Origin of the sequence: Kribbella sp. NPDC050124, assembly GCF_044460355.1 — a bacterium.
Taxonomy (GTDB): Bacteria; Actinomycetota; Actinomycetes; order Propionibacteriales; family Kribbellaceae; genus Kribbella.
This window is the reverse complement of the sequence record NZ_JBITJU010000021.1, coordinates 104,532-122,815: the sequence shown is the minus strand read 5'-3', so window position 1 is coordinate 122,815 and position 18,284 is coordinate 104,532. Positions and strand designations below refer to the sequence as shown.

The window sequence follows — 18,284 nt, the reverse complement described above, 5'->3', positions numbered from 1 at the left end:
CCGGGACACTAGGACTGGCTTGTAGCCGCCGAACTGCCAGGAGATGAACAACCGTCCGACCTGAGTAGGAGCGCCAGCGCCCAGTCCTGGTCGTTGGCCAGCGGGTCCGCACGGTGCGCCGGGCGACCGTCGACGCAACTGGGCATCAGGAACGCGCAGGTCGCAGCACCCTCGGTGCTGAAATCGATCAGGTTGGCCGCGAAGATCCCGTCCGCGGCCCGCTGGTTCTCCGCGGTCTTCAGTGCGGCGGGAAGCTGCCGCAACGCGATCGCACTCAGCACGCTCCAGTAGTGCGGGAACGTGTCACCCCACTGCCGGTCGATGCCGAACCAGTACCCGTCCCAGTGCCGGATCCCGACGTCGCGGAGCCGGACGTGCGGCTGCGGCCCACCGAAGGCGCGAAGCCAGCCGACCGCCGTCCGCAGCGCGCCGAGGGCTTGGTCGTCGGGCTGCAGCTCGTACGAGATCGCCAGCAGGCTGACCAGCGGCGCGACCATCGACTGCTCGTACTTGACCTCGTGGGCCGGCAGATCAGTGCCTAGAGCAACGAATCGGTGCGCATGGTCGAGCAGTGCCGCCCGCAGCGCGCTCGCCCGGGCCGCGTCACCCTCATGCTCCAGCGCCGTCGCGACCGCGACGACAGCCTCCGGATGCCCGATCGAGAGGTGATCGGCAGTGCCCAAGGCGTAACTCGACTCCAGCAACGACGCCGCCAGGTCGAGATCGTCGGCGTCGCCGAACAGCGCGAACTGGTCCGCGAAGAAGTGCGCGACCCAAGGAGTGTTGTAGAGCCGCAGCGGCTCGACTCCTGGCTTGCTGCTCCGGTGAATGGACCCGTCGGGCTGGATGAAGCGCTCACGGGCGAGCCGCGCGTAACCGAGTAGCGCTTCGTCGATCGCCGCCTCGTCACCCCAGCCGCGCATCTTGGCCTGCTGCAGCAGCACGGCCATTCCGACTCGCTCGGCGCCGTCGGTCCAGTCCGGCCAGGCGTTCTCGGTCTGCCGCAGCCCGGTGCGGGTGTCCACCGGAAGGAACGCGAAACGCTCGGGCTCCGGCCGCTCGACCGGCCGGTGCTCGGCGAGGATCCGCTCGATCCGAGCCTCGACCAGCTCCCGAACCGGCGCCAGCAATGCCACCGCCGTCCGACTCCGCCGACCGTCCCGCTCAAGCTCGATCAGCTTCACGCCATGCTCCTCAGCGGTCGGCTCGGCCAGCAACTTCGCCCCTTCGGCAAGCTCCACCGGTACGGCGGCGCCGACGGACGCAGTCAACTCCGGCAACACGGCGGGCGCGTCGGTCGCGCTGATGAACTCGTCCCGGCTGCCGAACCAGCCGATCTCCCAGGACAGCGTGTAGCTCGCGCCCGGCGCCAGCGTGAGAATCGGCTGACCGCCGAACGCTTCCGGGTTCCGCGCGTGGTCGGTCGGATGGACGACGACGTGGCCGCGCACGTCCGACGAGGTGTTCCGGTTCCGGGACTCGATCGAGTACGCCCACAGACCGCCCTCGCGGACGATCACGCCGAGCAGCGGCGGAGTCGCCGACATCGGCTCGGCCAGGAGCCACGACCACGCTCCACCGGTGAAGACATGCGCGTGACAGCTCTGCGCGAGCGCCGGTGCGGCTCCGTCGTACACGTCGCGGATCGGCACGTTGATCGCCAGCCCGGTGAGGTCGATCGCCTCGTCGCCGATGTTGGTCCAGGTGTAGGACTCGGTGAAGCGGTCGCCGGCTGCTCGTCGTACGACGGTCAGGTCGAGGTCGGGGCGTGGTGCGTGCCGCACCGTGACGCCGTCGGCGGTCCAGTCGAGGCCGGCTGCCGTCTGCCAGCGGCCGGATCCGTGCGACGTGATCACGAAGCCGGTGCCCCAGAAGTGATCGGGGCCGTGCCAGGTCTCTCGCGTCTCGTCGAGCAGGTAGATCCGGCCGGCGTCCGCCGGGTGCTCGAACGCCACCGGCCCACCGTCCGGGCCGAGCAGCACCCGGCCACCGCCGAACTCGAACGCTCGCCTCACGTCGCCTCCATGCTGATGTCAACGAATCGTCGATACGTATCGACATCGACCGTAACACAGCTGCGCCGGAGGCGATCAGGAGAAGTCGGCGGTGCTCGCCCGGCGCGTGAGCGCTTGCGGCTCGACCACGTGGTGCTTGCCGCTTGCCGCGGCTTCGCCCTCCAGTTGGTCGAACAGGATCGACATCGCCAACCTGGACACGGCCTTGGGCTCGGTCGACACGTTGCTGACCGGCGTGCTGTAGGCGACAGCGGTGTCGTCGGTGCACTGCCCGACGAGCGAGAAGTCCCGTCCGGGCACGAGCTGCCGCAGCGCCGCGAGCTGCAGGATCCAGCCGATCACGTTGGGCGTCCGGGCGATGATGCCGAGCCGGTCGCCGCTGAACAGCTCATCGGCCAGATCGCTGACGCCGGCCCATCCCGGACCCGATCGATGCAACTCCAGCAGGTCGAGCCCTGCCGCCTTGGCCGCGCGGGTCACTCCGCGATGGAACTCCCCCGCGAAGAAGAACTCCCGCTGCTTCTGCGGCTTCTCGCCGATCAAGACGGCTCGGCGATGCCCGGTGGCGACCAGCTCCGCCACCATCGACTCACCGGCGCGACGTGCGTCGTAGTCGACCGAGTCGAGCCCGTGGTTGTCGTCGGTGGTCCCGATCAGCACGACGGGCACCCCGAGGTTCGCCACGGTCGCGACCCGGTCGTCCTTGCGCCTGATGTCCATCAGCACGATGGCGTCGCAGATCGACCGGCGCGCCAGCCGCGTCAGCTCCTCGGGTCCGTCGCCGGACGTGACCAGGATGACGTCGAAGTCCCGCTTCCGGGCTTCCTCGACGACGGTGTCGACGTACGGAAGCGTGTCCGGCACGTCGGTGTGTCCCGACAACCGGACCACCAACGCGATGACGTTGGTACGGCGGCCACGCAGCGCCCGAGCGCCCGCGTTGGGCTGATAGGTCAGCTCCGCGATCGCCGCCTCGACCCGCTGCCGGGTCTCCGGCGAGATCGGCCGCTTGCCGCTGAGAACGTACGAGACCGTGCTCTGCGAAACACCCGCGAGCGCGGCGACGTCCTTGCTGGTCGGCAGCGACCGATCCCGTCCGGAAGCCATGCCGAGAGCCTAGCCGTCGCTCCTCGCCGTACGACGCTGCAGCGCAGCGGCTCGCAGGCCTTCCAGCACCGACTCCGTGGTGTCCCAGCCCATGCAGGCGTCGGTGATCGACTGGCCGTAGGTGAGCTCCTGCGTCGGGTCCAGGTCCTGGCGGCCCTCGACCAGGAAGGACTCGAGCATGACGCCGGTGATCGCGTGGTTTCCGGCCGCCACCTGTCGGCCGGTCTCCTCCGCGACCACCGGCTGGCGACGGTGGTCCTTGCGGCTGTTGCCATGGCTGGCGTCGATGACCGCACGCTCCTGCAGTCCCGCCTTGCGCAGCAGCTCCATCGCGCCGGCCACGGAGTCCTCGTCGTAGTTGGGTCCGCTGTCAGATCCGCGCAGTACCAGATGGCAGTCCGGGTTGCCGCGGGTGTGCAGGATCGCCGGCGCGCCGTCGTGGTCGATACCGGTGAAGACGTGCGGCACGGAGGCGGCCTTGATCGCGTCGACCGCCGTACCGATGCTGCCGTCCGGGCGGTTCTTCATGCCGATCGGCATCGACAGGCCCGACGACAGCTGGCGGTGCACCTGGCTCTCGACCGTGCGCGCGCCGATCGCACCCCACCCGACGGTGTCCGCGATGTACTGCGGGGTGATCGGGTCGAGGAACTCGCAGCCGACCGGCAGGCCGAGCTCGAGAACCTGCAGCAGCAACTGACGGGCGGTGCGCAGGCCGCGGTTCACGTCACCGGAGCCGTCCAGACCCGGGTCGTTGATGAGGCCTTTCCAGCCCAGGGTGGAGCGCGGCTTCTCGAAGTACACGCGCATCACCACGAGCAGACCGTCGGAGAGCCGCTCAGCGACCGGCTGCAGGCGTTCGGCGTACTCCAGGGCCGCCTTGGCGTCGTGCACCGAGCACGGGCCGACGACGACCAGCAGGCGGTCGTCCACGCCGTTCAGTACGTCGCTCACAGCCTGGCGACCGTCGACGACGCGCTGGGCCAGGGCGTCGCTGAGGGGCAGCTCGTCGTGCAGCGCGAGCGGGGTGATCAACGGGACAGTCTTCTCGATCCGTCTGTCGACGACGGCCGCTTGGCTGGTTCGCTGCGGGAGGGTGTTCATCTGCTGGGATCCTTAGGTCTGGCCGGCCTCGCCAGGAGAATCCTGTGCAGCGCCGGCGGGAACGAGAAAAGGCAAGGACTCATGTCCTTGCCTTCGGGCCGGCTCTGGTGTCTTCGGTTGGGCGTCAGCAGGCGGCTGAGTCGCCCGGCACCAAGGCCGGCCACTCAAAAAATCGCCAATAGCTACGCTTCACGAGAACGACGATAGCACCCCCGCCGAATTGCACTGGCAACCAGCACCCGGACCTGCTTGTCTCGTCCGGTGACCATCCGCATCGCCCACCAGGACGAGCTCCCCCTCCTCCAGGCCCTCGAAGTCGCCGCCGGCGTCCTGTTCCGCGACATCGGCATGACCGACGTCGCGGCGCATCCACCACCGTCATTGGAGGTCTTCGAGCACTTCCGGCGGGCGGGCCGCCTCTGGGTGACAGCCGACGCTCACGACCGGCCGACCGGCTTCGTCTTCGTGAAGCTGGTCGATGGGGCTGCGCACATCGAGCAGGTCAGCGTGCATCCGGAGCATCAGGGGCAGGGGCTGGGCCGTGCGCTGATCGAGCACGTGGGGTCGTGGGCCGCAGGGCAGGGGTTGGACGCGCTCACGCTCAGCACGTTTCGGAGCGTGCCGTGGAACGGGCCGTACTACGCCCGGCTCGGGTTCGTGGAGTTCGGTGAGCTGACGCCGGGTCTGGTCGCGATTCAGGCCGAAGAGGCGGCGCTGGGACTGGATCCGGCTGAGCGGATCTTCATGCGCCGGGTCGTTGCTCGCGAGTAACCGCGGGTGGTGTGGGCTCGTTGAGGGCTGCAAGACGGGTCGAGACAGCGAGGAGTGCATCACGTGGTGAGGCCGCGGACCTTCGAGTTGGTTCGTTATCGGGATCCGAGTGGTGTGTCCGGGACCGGCGTGGTGGCTGAGGGATGTGTTTTCAGCGACGGGTCGGTGGCGTTGCGCTGGTGCGGCAGCAACCCGGCGACCGCGGTCTGGCCGGACATCGACTCCGTGCTCGCGGTCCACGGCCATCAGGGCGCCACCGAGGTGCGCTGGATCGAGCAGCAGCCCAAGTCCAGCCTCTTCGACGAGCTTCACCAAGTACGTCCGCCCACCTCGATCGCCGATCCGCTCCCGGGCAGCCACGCCCGGGGATGGGCAGGCGCTCGCCATCTCAGGTAGAACATGCCAGTGACGCAGATCTACCTGGTCCGGCACGGAGAGCCGGACTACGGACCGGTCGACGCCCGCGGACTGCCCGGGCCGGCGGCCGACACCGCCCCGCTCACCGCACTCGGCGCCAGGCAGGCGCAGGAGCTCGCGGACCTGCTCAGCGGCATCGGAGCGACGTACCTGGTCAGCTCGCCGTTCACCCGCGCCCTGCAGAGTGCCGCGATCATCGGGCACCGGCTGGCGCTGGGCGTCCGGGTCGACTACGACCTGCGGGACTGGCTGCCGGACCACACCGGGTTGTGGCGCGGGGTGGCCGACGTTCGGGCCGCACAGGCGGAGCTCGACACGTACGGCGGGGAGTGGCCGGACGGGATCCGGCGTCGCTGGGAGCCGCTGTCCCAGATCCGCGAACGAGCCCGGGCCGCGCTCGGCCGGCTTGCGGCGACCACCGACGGGCCGGCGCTCGCCGTCACCCACGCGATGGTGATCCGTGCGCTGACCGGCGAGACGGGTACGGCGCACGGTGCGCATGAGTACTACCGCTACGATCCAGCGGACGATGTCTGACAGTGAGCTACCTCGCATCCTGGGCGTCGTAGCGGTCGGCGGGATCATCGGCTCGCTGGCCCGCTACGGGCTCGCTGAGGCCTTCTCCCGCGAACTCGCACAGCCGCACGGTTCGTGCGAGTTTCCCTGGGCAACGTTCGCGACGAACGTGCTCGGCTGTTTCGCGATCGGCGTCCTGCTGGCGCGGCTGACTCCGCGATCCCACCCGCTGCTGCGACCGTTCCTCGGCACCGGGATCCTCGGCGGCTTCACGACCTTCTCGACGTTTGCCGTGGACACCGAGAGGCTCCTGCCCGAGCACGTGGTCGTTGCCCTGGTCTACTTCTTCGGGACGCTGGCGGCCGCGTTGCTGGCGGCAACCCTCGGCGAGTACGCCGGGCGGCCGCGGTGAACATCCTGCTGGTCGCGCTCGGCGCCGCCGTCGGTGCGCCGCTGCGATTCCTCGTCGACAAGCACATGGTCGAACGCTTGCTCCTCGGCCGGCAGACCGAGCCACCGTTGCCCTGGGGAACCTTCGCCGTCAACATCCTCGGCAGCTTCGTGCTCGGGCTGCTGACCGGAGTGACCGACCGGACGACCACGCTGCTGGTCGGAGTCGGGTTCTGCGGGGCGTTCACGACGTACAGCACCTTCGCCGCCGAGACGACCGCGTTGGCCAGTTCCGGACATCGCGGGAAGGCGTTGCTGAACGTGGTGCTCAACCTCGGTGTGGGTCTGGCGGCCGCCGTCCTCGGCGCTCTGCTGACCTGAGGCAACCGAGTGACTCATGTCACACCAGGTGATGACGTGAACACGCTCACCGCGTGAACAGGGCCCGATCACGGGCTGCGACGCCACCTGCCGATAACAAATGGACCGAAGTTCGAGACAACAAGGGTTGAACTCGGCGTGAGTTGAGCATAGTTTTCACCGAGCGCCCGTCCGCGCTTACGGTGAGTCAAGGAGGTTGCCATGTCGAGAGGGATGCCTCGCCTGCCCCGCCCGCTCATGGATCTGTGGGACTGGCAGTCGCAAGCCGCGTGCCGCGACGTCAACCCAGAGTTGTTCTTCTCGCCCGAATCGGAGCGTGGCGTCCGCAAAAGGGCCCGCGAGATGGTGGCGAAGTCGCTCTGCGGGACCTGCCCGGTCCGGCCCGAGTGCCGTCAGCACGCCTTGTCGGTCGGCGAACCGTACGGCGTCTGGGGCGGCACCACGGAGTCCGAGCGCGACAACACCCTCCTGCCCGAGCACCGCAAATCGGCGTGACCGGGTCGCGATTTCACCACTGACAACCCAGACGGAATCGGTAGGGCCTGCGCGAAAGTTCAGGCCTTACCGTCGTCGGGCTCTGACGAGGTGTTCTCGTCCTGTGGCTTCTGTGGCTTCTTGGGCTTCTTGGGCTCGGGTTTCTCGTCCGGCTCGGACGAGGACTCCGGCTCCGGGTCCTTCGGTGGTTCGGGTGGCTTCACGGTCGTGCGCGGGTCGCGGAAGCGGTCCAGCGACTTGAGGAAGTCCGGATCGTCGTCCGGCGCGACCGGGCGGGTGGGCGGCTTCGGCTGCCGCACGGCGCGATCGCGACGGCCGAGCTGAGCACGCAGCATCAGCAGCCACACGATCGGCCCGACGAACGGGACGAACACGATCAGGACGATCCACACCAGCTTGGGCAGGTGCGGCACGTCCTCGTCGGGTGTCTGGATGCAGGAGAACAGCGCGTACACGCTGAGCGCCAGGCTGATCAGGAACGGCAGGAATCGAACCACGCTCCAACAGTACGGCGCGACGCCGAACGCACCGCACCTCCGGGTCCGCCAGTGGCCAAGCCGTAACCCATGTCAGTCCTTATCAGCCTGGGCCGGCCAGGATCAGCGGGCGGTGACGGTCAGGCCTCGCGCGCGCAGCACCGAGTTCTCCAGCGGCCGGAACACCAGCAGCTCGATCCCGACGCCGACGACGAAGATCAGCAGGATGCCGGCGAACACCATCGAGATGTCCGACAGCGACATGCCGTTGTGCAGGAACTGGCCGAGACCCTCACCGAGCTCCGGCGAGGTCGCGATCAGCTCCGCGGCCATCAGCGACCGCCAGGAGAACGCCCAGCCCTGCTTGAGCCCGCCCAGGAACCCGGGCAGCGCGGCCGGCAGCAGGATGTACCGGATCCCGCCGAGCCGCCCGGCGCCGAGCGCCTTGCCGACTCGCGGCAGGATCGGCGGCACCTGGTCCAGACCGGACACCAGCCCGTTGGCGATCGACGGCACGGCGCCCAGCAGCACGACCCAGTAGATGGCGCGGTCGTTCAGCCCGAACCAGAGGATGGCGGCCGGTACCCAGGCCACCGACGGCAGGCTCTGCAGGCCGGACACGAGCGGCCCGATCCCCCGCCGGACGACGGTGATGTTCGCGATCGCCAGGCCGAGTGGAACCGCGATCAGCAGTGAGATCGCGAAGCCGATCACGGCCCGGTGCACCGAGACCCAGAACAGCTCGAGGATCTCCCCCGTTGTCACCAGCTGCCAGATCTGACCCCAGACGTCGATCGGCGCGGGCAGCTTGAACTCCGGCCAGAACGCAGCCGCCCAGAGCGCTTGCCACACCGCAACGAGCAGAGCGATCGCAGCGACCGGCGGCAACAGCCGTCCGGCGATCCGCCGGGCCAGCGAGCCCTCACTGGGGTTGACGGGTGTGTCGAGCGCGTCGAGACCGGCCTCGACGGCGTGCAGGTCCTCCTGGACCTCAGGCTGCGGCATGACTGCTGATCACCTTTCGCAGCGCGCCGTTGATCTCGTCCACGGCCCCGGCCTCGTCCGCACCGGTCAGGCCGTCGACATCCCACTGCCGCACGACCCGACCGGGCCGAGACGACAGCAGTACGACGCGCTGCCCCAGCCGCACGGCCTCGCGTACGTCGTGCGTCACGAAGAGGATCGCCGTACCGGTCGCACGCCAGATCCGCAGCAGCTCACCCTGCAGCACGTCGCGGGTGATCGCGTCCAGCGCGGAGAACGGCTCGTCCATCAGCAGCAGCGAGGGCTTGTCCGCGTCGCCGCCGGTGCTGTCGTCGGTGGACGCCAGCGCCCGCGCCAGCGCGACCCGCTGCCGCATACCGCCGGACAGCTCGTGCGGCCGCTTGTCACCGAGTCCCGCGAGCCTGACCAGCTCCAGCAGCTCAGCAGCCTTCGCGCGACGTGCAGCCTTCGCTACGCCGGCCATGCGCAACGGCAGCTCGACGTTCCCGGCTGCCGTGAGCCACGGCATCAGCGCAGGCTCCTGGAATACGACCGCCGGTCGTGACGAGTTGAGCTCGATCCGCCCGGTGGTCGGCTGGTCCAGACCGGCCACCAGGTTCAGCAGTGTGGTCTTCCCGCACCCGGACGCGCCGAGCAGGCAGGCGAATTCACCGGCCGCGACGTCGAGGTCGACGCCTTCCAGGGCGACGACCGCGGTGCGGCCGTGCCCGAACGCCTTACCGACCTGGTGGAACCGCACAGGTCGCGCCCCGGGATCGGTGTGGGTCTGATCGACCTCGATCGTCGCGGTCATGGTCTGCCTCCCGGCTCCTCGGCTACTTCGTGTCCAGACCGGCCGCGTCGACGGTCGGCTTGCCTGCCTTGGTGAGTACGTCGTTCAGCGGGCCGAGGTCGGCGAACCCGGCGACGGCCGGCGCCTCCTTGGCGATCCCCGCGGTGACCTGGTCCTTGGCCAGCTGCGGGAACGTCGACGCGATCGGGTCCGCGGTGATCTCGATGTTGGCGAAGGCGCGGTCGATGACAGCCGGCTTCAGCGCCTTGCCGGTGAGCTCCTTGAGCTGCGCGTTCACCACGGTCTTCGCGGCCGCCTGGTCGCTGGTGGAGAAGTCGATCGCCGCGACCAGACCGGTCAGCAGAGCCTTCACGCTCTCCGGGTGCTCCTGGAGGAACTGGGTCCGCACGATCAGCACGGTGGTCGGGAACTTGCCGTCCGGCCACAGGGTCTTCTCGTCCAGCAGCACCTTGGCGCCGGCGTCGAGCACCAGGCGCGACGACCACGGCTCGGGCAGCCACGCGGCGTCGACGTCACCCTTCTTGAACGCGTCCAGCGTCTGCGCGTTCTCCAGGTTGGTGACCTTGACCTTGCCGGTGAGGTTCTTCTCGGCCAGCCACTTCTTCAGCGACACGTCCTGGGTGTTGCCGAGCTGCGGCGTGACAACGGTCTTGCCGACCAGGTCCTCGGCCTTGGTGATCGTCGGCTTCACGACCAACTGGGCGCCGCCGGACGTCGTACCGGCGATCAGGCGGACCGCCTCGCCGTTGGACTTCGCGTAGGCGTTGATCGCCGGGCCGGAGCCGATGAAGGAGGCGTCCAGGGAGCCGCCGAGCAGCGCGCCGACCGCTTCGGGTCCGGCGTTGAACTTGGTCGGCACCAGCTTGGTGCTGCCGAGTTCCTTGGTGAACAGCCCCTTGTCCAGGCCGACCAGTGCGGCGGCGTGGGTGACGTTCGGGAAGTAGCCGAGCCGCAGCTCGGTGGCCGGACCCTTGTCTGTGGCGGCAGCGGGAGCGTCGTTGCTCTCCGCGCGGGAGCAACCGGCCGCGGCGGCGACCAGGGCCAGGGCCGCGGCGGAGGCGGCGAGCAGACGGGCAGGACGGATTCTGGGCATGCGTGAACACCTTTGGTGGTGCAGGCGGTCGTTCTTGCGACCGCAGGCGGATTACGTGGTGTGGGTCAGACGGTTTCGAGCTCGCGCTCGCGCTCTACGCGAGCGTCGGCACGCCGACCGGTGGTGCGGACGCTGTAGGCGACGACTGCGGCCCAGCCGACGACCAGGACGCCGTACGCGAGGTAGCGGAGGTTCTCGGCGACGCCGATGCCCTTGAGCAGCGTGCGGGCGTTGGTCAGGACCAGCACCAGGCCGACGCCGACCCCGAGCCAGCGAGTCGCCAGCCGGGAGACCAGCCAGGCGGCCAGCGGCGCAGCGAGGACACCACCGGTGAGGAGCGCGCCGACGATACCGAGCGGCAGGTTCTCCTTGCCGAGCCCGAGCAGGAAGCCGATGCTGGCGCAGACCGAGACGATGAACTCGGCTGCGCTCACCGAGCCGACCGTGCGGCGCGGCTCCAGCTTGCCGCTGCTCAGCAGCGTCGAGGTCGCGACCGGGCCCCAGCCACCACCGCCGGTGGCGTCGATGAACCCGGCCACCAGCCCCAGCGGGCCGAGGAACTTACCGGCCGGCCGACCCTCGAGGACCGCCCGGACCTTGCCGGTCGCGAACCGCACCAGGATGTAGATGCCGAGCAGGAGCAGCAGCGCGGCGACCCACAGCGAGGCCGACTCGGTCGACAGGTTGGACAGGAACGTCGCGCCGGCGAACGCGCCGACACCACCAGGCACACCGATCAGCGCGACGACGCGCCAGTCGACGTTGCCGAACCGCCAGTGCGACACGCCGGAGGCCAGAGTGGTGCCGACTTCGGCGAGATGGACGGAAGCGGATGCGACGGCCGGCGTGATGCCGGTGATCAGCAAGGCCGTGGTGGCGGTGACGCCGTAGGCCATGCCAAGCGTGCCGTCGACGAGCTGGGCGACCGAGCCCAGCAAGGCAATCAGGATGAGACGACGCACGGAACTGTTCCTTCGGGCGGGGACAGGGTGGACGGGACCGAGGTGGTGCGCCGAAGGTCAACAGCAAGCGGAGTTCACGCGGAGCAGGTCGACATGCCGGCGCCGCGTGAGGGCGTCGCCGGGTGCCTTCGTGGTGACCTGCATGCGTCCATGAAAGCGGACAAAGTCGAGCAAGATGCTCAGGTTTCACGATCCGAGACGACAAATCATTTATTGGGACAAACGATCATTTTCGATCAGGACCTGACTACGGCCGGTTCTGGTCATGGTGTTGAAACGGCGCCGGTCGGCTGCCTACCGTCCTCGGGGTGCCGAGACGAGCTTGAGGAGCCGCCTGATGCACGAGCTGCCGGACGGATGGACACCCGGTGGTCCCTTGACCGCCGCAACGCTCAAGACCGAGTACGCCGTCCGCCCGCTGGGGACCGACGTGCGGCGACCGCGGTTCGGGTGGATCGCCGCCGCTCCCGGGTACGGCGCGACGCAGTCGGCGTACCAGGTCCGGGTCGGCTCCGAGCCCGGTCTCGGCGACGTCTGGGACTCCGGCAAGGTGCCGGCGCCCCGGAGCTTCGGCATCGAGTACGACGGCCCGCCGCTGACAGCCCGCACTCGGTACCACTGGACCGTCCGCCTGTGGGACGGGCTGGACCGTGAAGGCGACTGGGCCGAGCCCGAGTGGTTCGAGACCGCACTCCTCGACGAGGGCTTCGGCGCCGCCCGCTGGATCGGCGGCGCCAACATGCTCCGCAAGTCGTTCACCGCCGACGGCACCGTGACGCGAGCCCGCCTGTATGCGAGCGGACTCGGGTACGCCGACCTGCGACTCAACGGCCGGTCGGTGAGTGACGCCGTACTAGATCCCGGCTTCACCGACTACGACCACACCGTCCTCTACGTCATCCACGACGTCACCGAACTGGTCCAGTCCGGCGACAACGTGGTCGGCGCTGAGCTCGGTCGCGGGTTCTTCGGCCTGACCACTCCCAACGCCTGGCGCTGGCACCAGACCCCGTGGACCGTCGAGCCGCAACTCCTCGCCCGGCTGGTGATCGAGTACGACGACGGCCGCAGCGTCGAGGTGGTGTCGGACGAGTCCTGGCGCGTCACTGGCGGCCCGACCGTCTCCGACGACCTCTACACCGGCGAGACGTACGACGCCCGTCGCGCGCTCCCCGGCTGGGACACTGTGTCCTTCGACGACTCGTCCTGGCACGCCGCTGTCGTGGTCGATGCTCCGAAGGGCAAGCTCGTCGCTCAGGCCCACGAACCGATCCGGGTGATCGAGACCGTCGAGCCGGTGGACGTCACCGAGGTGCGGCCCGGAGTGTGGATCGCCGACTTCGGCCGGACCACGGCCGGCTGGACCAAGCTCGCAGTCACCGCCGAGGCCGGGACCGTGATCACCCTGACCCACGGCGAGACTGTTGCCGATGGCAACGTGGTGGCCGTCAACGTGCACGTCGAGAGTGACCGGATCCAGCGCGACGAGTACATCGCGGCCGGCAAAGGGGTCGAGGAGTGGGAGCCGCGGTTCTCCTACAAGGGCTTCCGCTACGTCCAGATCGAAGGGACCAGCACCAGGCCCGATGTGCTGATGCGGGAGGTGCACTCCGATGTTCGCACCGTGACGCGGTTCACCTCGGCGCAGTCGTCGTACGAGCAGTTCGACCGGGCGATGCGGCGAACGATCCTGAACAACCTGCACGGCATCCCGACCGACACCCCGTTCATGGAGAAGAACGGGTGGACCGGTGACGCGCAGGTGGGCGGGCCGACGATGCTGGCCTCGCTCGACCTGGCGAGGTTCTTCACCAAGTGGCTGGGCGACATCCGCGACAGCCAGGCCGAGTCCGGGCAGCTGCCGGTGATCGTGCCGTCCAGCGGCTGGGGTTTCACCGACCTCTCCCCCGCGACCGAATGGCCGACGGTCTACCCGTTCCTGCTCCGCGAGTTGTACCGCACGTACGGCGACGAGCGCCTGCTACGCGAGCACTGGGACTCGCTCACCCGCTACCTGTCCTGGGAACTCGACCGGGTCGAGGACGGCCTGTCCGTCAGCGTCCTCGGCGACTGGCTCCCACCCGGCTTCGGCAGCGGGCCGGCTCCGGAGGACCGGCGGCTCACGGGTACGGCGTACCTCTATCGGGCGATCATCGCGGCCGCGGAGATCGGCGACCTGATCGGCAAGCCGCACGAGTACCGGAAGGCTGCGGTCGAGCTGAAGGACGGGCTCAACCGCGCGTTCCTGGATCGTGAGGCCGCGGTCTACAAGTCTGGCGAGGATCCGGACTACCGGCAGACGTCCAACGCGGTCCCGCTCGCGTTCGGCATCGTGCCCGAGGAGTTGGCCGAGCGTGTCGCCGCCAACTTGGCGGCGGACGTCGAGGCGCGTGGCTTCCACCTCAACACCGGCTGCCTCGGCGTCGGCGTCCTGCTGCCGGTGCTGACGGCCCACGGGTACGCCGACGCGGCGACGAAGGTCGCGTTGCAGCGGTCGTACCCGAGCTGGGGTTACTGGTTCGACCTCGGCGCGGACACGATGTGGGAGAAGTGGGAAGAGGACTCACGGTCGCGGAACCACTACTTCCAGGGCACCGTCGTGCAGTGGGTGTACGAGAACGTCGCCGGGCTGCGCAATCTCGACGCGGGCTGGGAGCGGATCCTGGTCCGTCCGGATGCTCGCGGTCAGGTCGACTCGGCGGCGATCCACACCGAGACGATCCGCGGCCGGGTCTCGGTGGCGTGGAAGCAGGTGAGCCGGGTCCTGTCGCTGGATGTGCAGGTCCCGGTGGGCGTGACGGCGGAGGTCCATGTACCGTCCGCGGCGGCTTCGGACGTGACCGCCGTACCAGCTCCTTACGTGGGTGAGCCGTCGTACGAGGACGGCTACACGATCTACACGGTGCCGGCTGGGCTGTGGACGTTCACGAGCCGGTCGGCGTGACCCGGGTGTAGAGCAGATCCCGGCACACGCGGCCCTCGGCCTGGGCGCGCGCCTCGAACTTCGTGATCGGGCGCCACTCGGGTCGCGGGGCCCAGCCGTCGTACTGGTTGCGCAGCAGCGGCTCCGCCTCGCACACCTCGCGCATGCGGTCCGCGTAGTCCGCCCAGTCCGTTGCCAGGTGCAACGTTCCGCCGGGCTGCAGCCGGGACGCGACCAGCGCGACGAACGGCGGCGTGACCAGGCGCCGCTTGTGGTGCCGCTTCTTCGGCCACGGATCCGGGAAGTAGATCCGTACGCCGGCCAGCGCGCCGGGTGCGACGTGGTCCCGGAGGAAGTCGAGCGCGTCACCCTGCAGCAGCCGGACGTTGTCGAGGTCGTACTTCTCCACCCACAGCATCAACTGGCCCAGACCGGCCGGGTACACCTCGGCGGCCAGATGGTTCACCTCCGGCGCTCCCACCGCGAGCTGGGCGGTCGCGTCTCCCATCCCGGAGCCGATCTCGAGCACGGTAGGCGCTTCCCGCCCGAACCAGTCGGCCAGATCGACGGCGCCCGGCGGCAGATCCTCGAGCTTGCGGCCCAGCGACGGCCAGTGCGTCTCCCAGACACGCTTCTGCCCAACCGTCATCCGGACACTGCGCCGGACGTGGCTGAAAACCCCGGCCTGCCTGACCTGATCCACCGCTTCCACCAACAGGAGTCTATTAGTCGTCCCAGAACAAGTGAGCAACGGTGTTGTGGGCCCGGCGGGTGATCCGGAGGTAGTCGTCGGAGAAGCGGCTGGTCTCGCCGGGCGGGTAGCCGCAGATCTGGGCGACGGCGGCCAGGTCGCGGGGATCGCGGGGCAGCGAGTCGCCGGGACGGGCGCGGACGAGCATGATCGCGTTGCGGATCCGGGTCGCCATCTCCCACGCGATCCGGAGCGTGTCGGCGTCCGTCGCCTGGAACAGGCCGGCTTCCACCGCTGTCCGCAGTGCGCCGAGGGTGCGCGTCGTACGTAGACCGGGAACGTTGTGGGCCTCACGCAGTTGCAGCAGTTGCACGGTCCACTCGATGTCGGCGAGACCGCCGCGACCGAGCTTGGTGTGCGTGCTCCGGTCGGCGCCGCGCGGGAGACGCTCGGCGTCCACGCGGGCCTTGATCCGGCGGATCTCCAGTACGTCGTGCTCACTGACACCGTCTTCCGGGTAGCGCAGCGGATCGATCAGCGCACGGAACGACTCACACAGGTCGCCGTCGCCACACAGCGGATCGGCTCGCAGCAACGCCTGCGCTTCCCAGACAGCCGACCAGCGTGCGTAGTAGGACGCGTACGACGCCAACGTCCGGACCAACGGGCCCTGACGACCCTCCGGACGAAGGTCCGCGTCGACCTGGACGGCGGGATCGGCACCTGGCAGGGCAAGCAGCCGACGCAACTCGGTGGCGGTCTGGGTGGCGAAGTCAGTCGCCGCCTTCTCGTCAGCCCCCGGCACCGGGTCGTGGACGAACATCACGTCCGCATCGCTGCCGTAGCTGAGCTCGTGTCCGCCGAACCGTCCCATTGCGACGATCGACATCCGGGTCGGCTCGGGCTCCCCCTTCGCGATGGCGCGCCGGGCCACGTCGAGCGCGGTGGTCAGTGTCCCGACCGAGATAGTGGTCAATGCCTCCCCGACAGTCTCGACATCGAGCACTCCGGACAGGTCGGCCGCGGCGACCCGGAAGAGCTCGCGTCTCCGGACCGCACGAATGGCGGCCACCGCCGCCTCGGGCTGCTCCTGCCGACCAGCGGCCGCGGACATCTCGGCGAGCAGGCCCTCCTGCGTCCGCGGCACCAACTCGCGTTCATCGGCGAGCATCGCGGTCGCTTCGGGTGCCCGCTGCAACAGGTCGACGGCGTACCGGCCGCTTGCGAGCAAGTGCGCGAGCCGCTCGGCGGACGCGCCTTCGTCACGGAGCTGCCGCAGGTACCACGGCGTCGACCCGAGCGTGTCCGAGATGGTCCGGAACGCAAGCAGGCCCGCATCCGGATCCGGCGACTCGGCGAACCAGCCGAGCATCGCGGGCAGCAACGCCTTCTGGATCGACGACCGACGGGACACGCCTTCGGACAACGCCTCGATGTGGCGCAGCGCCGACGACGGATCGGCGTACCCGAGCGCGGTCAGCCGCTGCTTGGCTGCCTCCGGCGTCAGCCGCACTTCACCACCGGGGATCCGCGCCACGGCCGCGAGCAGTGGCCGGTAGAACAGCTTCTCGTGCAGGCGCCGTACCTCCAGCGCATGCTTCTTCCAGGCCGCGGTCAGGTCCTTGACCGGGTTCTTCGTGAACCCGAGAGACCGGCCGAGCCTGCGCAGGTCGGCTTCCTCGTTCGGAACCTGATGGGTACGGCGCAGCCGGTACAGCTGGATGCGGTGCTCCATCGACCGCAGGAAGCGATAGGCGTCGGCGAGTACGGCGCCGTCGGTGCGGCCGACGTACCCGTGCGTGGTGAGTTGCTCGAGCGCGACCAGCGTCGTACCACTGCGGACCGCGTCGTCGCTGCGGCCGTGCACGAGTTGCAGGAGCTGTACGGCGAACTCCACGTCCCGCAGACCGCCGGGTCCGAGCTTGAGCTGACGATCGACGTCGGCCGCCGGGATGTGGTCGATCACGCGCCGCCGCATCGCCTGCACGTCGTCGACGAACCCCGGCCGGTCTCCGGCGGACCACACCAACTCGGCGGTCTTCTCGGCGTACCGCTGCCCGAGCTCCGCGTCACCCGCGACCGGGCGCGCCTTGAGCAGGGCCTGGAACTCCCACGTCTTGGCCCAGCGCTGGTAGTACGCGAGGTGGCTCTCGAGGGTGCGGACCAGAGGGCCGGACTTGCCCTCCGGGCGCAACGCGGCGTCGACCGGCCAGAGCGTGCCCTCGGCGGTGTGCGCCGAGCAGATCCGCATCGCGGCGGCGGCCAGCTGCGTCGCGGTCTTGAGCGCGGGCGCCTCGGGCTCGCCGTCGTGCGGCTCGGCGACGAACAGCACGTCGACATCGCTGACGTAGTTGAGCTCGCGGCCGCCACACTTGCCCATGGCAATGATCGCCAGCCGGCACTCGGCGGCGGCCGGGTGCGCGGCGAAGTACTCGTTGCGCGCGATGTGCAGCGCAGTCTCCAGTGCTCCCCCGGCGAGATCGGCCAGTACGGCGGCCACCTCGTCGACGAGCAGCCCTTCGGCGAGATCACGCGAGGCGAGCCGGAGCAACAGCCGCCGATACTCGACCCGCAGCGCGTCGACCGGGTTCGGTGCGTCGACCGCGGTGGCGAGCTTGGCGCGGACATCCTCGGCCGACGGACGTACGCCGGCCAGCGCCGGGTCGGCCAGGTCGTACCAGTGCCGCGGGTGCACGCCGAGGTGCCGACCGAGCGCCTCACTCGCACCGAGGACCGACACGAGCCGACGCCGGAAGTCGTCGTCGACCTCGAGCGTCCGGGCGAACGCAGCGACGTCGTACTGGTTGCGGTGCAGCGCCTCGGCCAAACCGAGGAGTCCGTGCAGCGCGAGGTCCGGATCGGCGGATTCGGACAGCGAGGTGATCAGCTGCTCGGTGGCCATCGGGCTGTGCGACTCCAGCTGGTCCAACTGCTCCAGCATCAGCCCGGCCCGCTGCGGATCCGCAAACCCCAGGCGAACCAGCCGCCCCTCCCAAGACCCGCGCGCCTCAGCCACCCCCGCAGGCTACCCGCCCGCCCGCCGGCCCCGACTTTGTGCACCTACCGAGCGTTTCTCGCCGCGGAATATGCTCGTCTCATGCACAAAGTCGGATCTCAGCCGGATCGCAGCCAGATTGCGATCAGT

Annotated in this window: 18 protein-coding genes; 7 read left to right on the top strand and 11 right to left on the bottom strand. The window is 69.4% G+C overall.

Annotated elements, in window-relative coordinates; genetic code table 11:
• Window positions 1-8: 8 nt before the first annotated feature.
• The 3 genes from ACIBL3_RS35365 to ACIBL3_RS35355 all read right to left on the bottom strand — a co-directional run bounded on the left by ACIBL3_RS35365 (window position 9) and on the right by ACIBL3_RS35355 (window position 4,226).
• On the bottom strand, window positions 9-2,015 hold the full coding sequence (locus ACIBL3_RS35365) for a hypothetical protein (RefSeq protein ID WP_396358217.1): 2,007 nt from the start codon (window positions 2,013-2,015) through the stop codon (window positions 9-11).
• Between the two features lie 75 nt (window positions 2,016-2,090).
• Complete coding sequence (locus ACIBL3_RS35360; protein ID WP_396358216.1) at window positions 2,091-3,122, bottom strand: LacI family DNA-binding transcriptional regulator; 1,032 nt, start codon at window positions 3,120-3,122, stop codon at window positions 2,091-2,093.
• A 9-nt stretch (window positions 3,123-3,131) separates the two neighbouring features.
• Complete coding sequence (locus tag ACIBL3_RS35355) at window positions 3,132-4,226, bottom strand: 3-deoxy-7-phosphoheptulonate synthase (RefSeq protein WP_396358215.1); 1,095 nt, start codon at window positions 4,224-4,226, stop codon at window positions 3,132-3,134.
• 261 nt (window positions 4,227-4,487) lie between these two features.
• On the opposite strand from ACIBL3_RS35355, the gene ACIBL3_RS35350 reads away from it, so the two are divergent.
• The 6 genes from ACIBL3_RS35350 to ACIBL3_RS35325 all read left to right on the top strand — a co-directional run bounded on the left by ACIBL3_RS35350 (window position 4,488) and on the right by ACIBL3_RS35325 (window position 7,196).
• Window positions 4,488-4,997, top strand: coding sequence for a GNAT family N-acetyltransferase (locus ACIBL3_RS35350; RefSeq protein ID WP_396358214.1), 510 nt, complete (start codon window positions 4,488-4,490; stop codon window positions 4,995-4,997).
• 63 nt (window positions 4,998-5,060) lie between these two features.
• Window positions 5,061-5,393, top strand: coding sequence for a hypothetical protein (locus ACIBL3_RS35345; RefSeq protein WP_396358213.1), 333 nt, complete (start codon window positions 5,061-5,063; stop codon window positions 5,391-5,393).
• A gap of 3 nt (window positions 5,394-5,396) precedes the next feature.
• Complete coding sequence (locus ACIBL3_RS35340; RefSeq protein WP_396358212.1) at window positions 5,397-5,951, top strand: histidine phosphatase family protein; 555 nt, start codon at window positions 5,397-5,399, stop codon at window positions 5,949-5,951.
• On the top strand, window positions 5,944-6,342 hold the full coding sequence (locus tag ACIBL3_RS35335) for a fluoride efflux transporter FluC (RefSeq protein WP_396358211.1): 399 nt from the start codon (window positions 5,944-5,946) through the stop codon (window positions 6,340-6,342). Before ACIBL3_RS35340 ends, ACIBL3_RS35335 begins: the two co-directional genes overlap by 8 nt.
• Window positions 6,339-6,701, top strand: coding sequence for a fluoride efflux transporter CrcB (gene crcB / locus ACIBL3_RS35330; RefSeq protein WP_396358210.1), 363 nt, complete (start codon window positions 6,339-6,341; stop codon window positions 6,699-6,701). Before ACIBL3_RS35335 ends, crcB begins: the two co-directional genes overlap by 4 nt.
• Before the next feature lie 201 nt (window positions 6,702-6,902).
• A complete protein-coding gene (locus ACIBL3_RS35325; RefSeq protein ID WP_396358209.1) occupies window positions 6,903-7,196 on the top strand; it encodes a WhiB family transcriptional regulator in 294 nt (97 codons plus the stop codon).
• A gap of 59 nt (window positions 7,197-7,255) precedes the next feature.
• Here ACIBL3_RS35325 and ACIBL3_RS35320 read toward each other — a convergent pair whose 3' ends face one another.
• The 6 genes from ACIBL3_RS35320 to ACIBL3_RS35295 all read right to left on the bottom strand — a co-directional run bounded on the left by ACIBL3_RS35320 (window position 7,256) and on the right by ACIBL3_RS35295 (window position 11,669).
• Window positions 7,256-7,693, bottom strand: a complete 438-nt coding sequence (locus tag ACIBL3_RS35320) for a PLD nuclease N-terminal domain-containing protein (protein ID WP_396358208.1) — start codon at window positions 7,691-7,693, stop codon at window positions 7,256-7,258.
• A gap of 102 nt (window positions 7,694-7,795) precedes the next feature.
• Window positions 7,796-8,677: an ABC transporter permease gene (locus ACIBL3_RS35315; RefSeq protein WP_396358207.1), complete on the bottom strand. Its 882-nt coding sequence runs from the start codon at window positions 8,675-8,677 to the stop codon at window positions 7,796-7,798.
• The gene (locus tag ACIBL3_RS35310; RefSeq protein ID WP_396358206.1) at window positions 8,664-9,470 is read right to left on the bottom strand and encodes an ABC transporter ATP-binding protein; all 807 of its coding nucleotides are present in this window, start codon (window positions 9,468-9,470) and stop codon (window positions 8,664-8,666) included. The genes ACIBL3_RS35315 and ACIBL3_RS35310 overlap by 14 nt, the downstream gene beginning before the upstream one ends.
• 22 nt (window positions 9,471-9,492) lie before the next feature.
• The gene (locus ACIBL3_RS35305) at window positions 9,493-10,563 is read right to left on the bottom strand and encodes an ABC transporter substrate-binding protein (RefSeq protein WP_396358205.1); all 1,071 of its coding nucleotides are present in this window, start codon (window positions 10,561-10,563) and stop codon (window positions 9,493-9,495) included.
• A gap of 65 nt (window positions 10,564-10,628) precedes the next feature.
• The gene (locus ACIBL3_RS35300; protein ID WP_396358204.1) at window positions 10,629-11,525 is read right to left on the bottom strand and encodes a sulfite exporter TauE/SafE family protein; all 897 of its coding nucleotides are present in this window, start codon (window positions 11,523-11,525) and stop codon (window positions 10,629-10,631) included.
• A 57-nt stretch (window positions 11,526-11,582) separates the two neighbouring features.
• Window positions 11,583-11,669 (bottom strand): putative leader peptide, encoded by an 87-nt coding sequence (locus tag ACIBL3_RS35295; RefSeq protein WP_396358281.1) that lies wholly within the window; start codon window positions 11,667-11,669, stop codon window positions 11,583-11,585.
• 193 nt (window positions 11,670-11,862) lie between these two features.
• On the opposite strand from ACIBL3_RS35295, the gene ACIBL3_RS35290 reads away from it, so the two are divergent.
• Window positions 11,863-14,469, top strand: a complete 2,607-nt coding sequence (locus ACIBL3_RS35290; RefSeq protein WP_396358203.1) for a family 78 glycoside hydrolase catalytic domain — start codon at window positions 11,863-11,865, stop codon at window positions 14,467-14,469.
• Here the strand turns inward: ACIBL3_RS35290 and trmB are convergent.
• Entirely contained in the window at window positions 14,450-15,160 is a 711-nt protein-coding gene (gene trmB, locus ACIBL3_RS35285; protein ID WP_396358202.1) for a tRNA (guanosine(46)-N7)-methyltransferase TrmB, read from the bottom strand. The genes ACIBL3_RS35290 and trmB overlap by 20 nt on opposite strands.
• 13 nt (window positions 15,161-15,173) lie before the next feature.
• On the bottom strand, window positions 15,174-18,080 hold the full coding sequence (locus tag ACIBL3_RS35280; protein ID WP_396358280.1) for a bifunctional [glutamine synthetase] adenylyltransferase/[glutamine synthetase]-adenylyl-L-tyrosine phosphorylase: 2,907 nt from the start codon (window positions 18,078-18,080) through the stop codon (window positions 15,174-15,176).
• Window positions 18,081-18,284 lie beyond the last annotated feature (204 nt).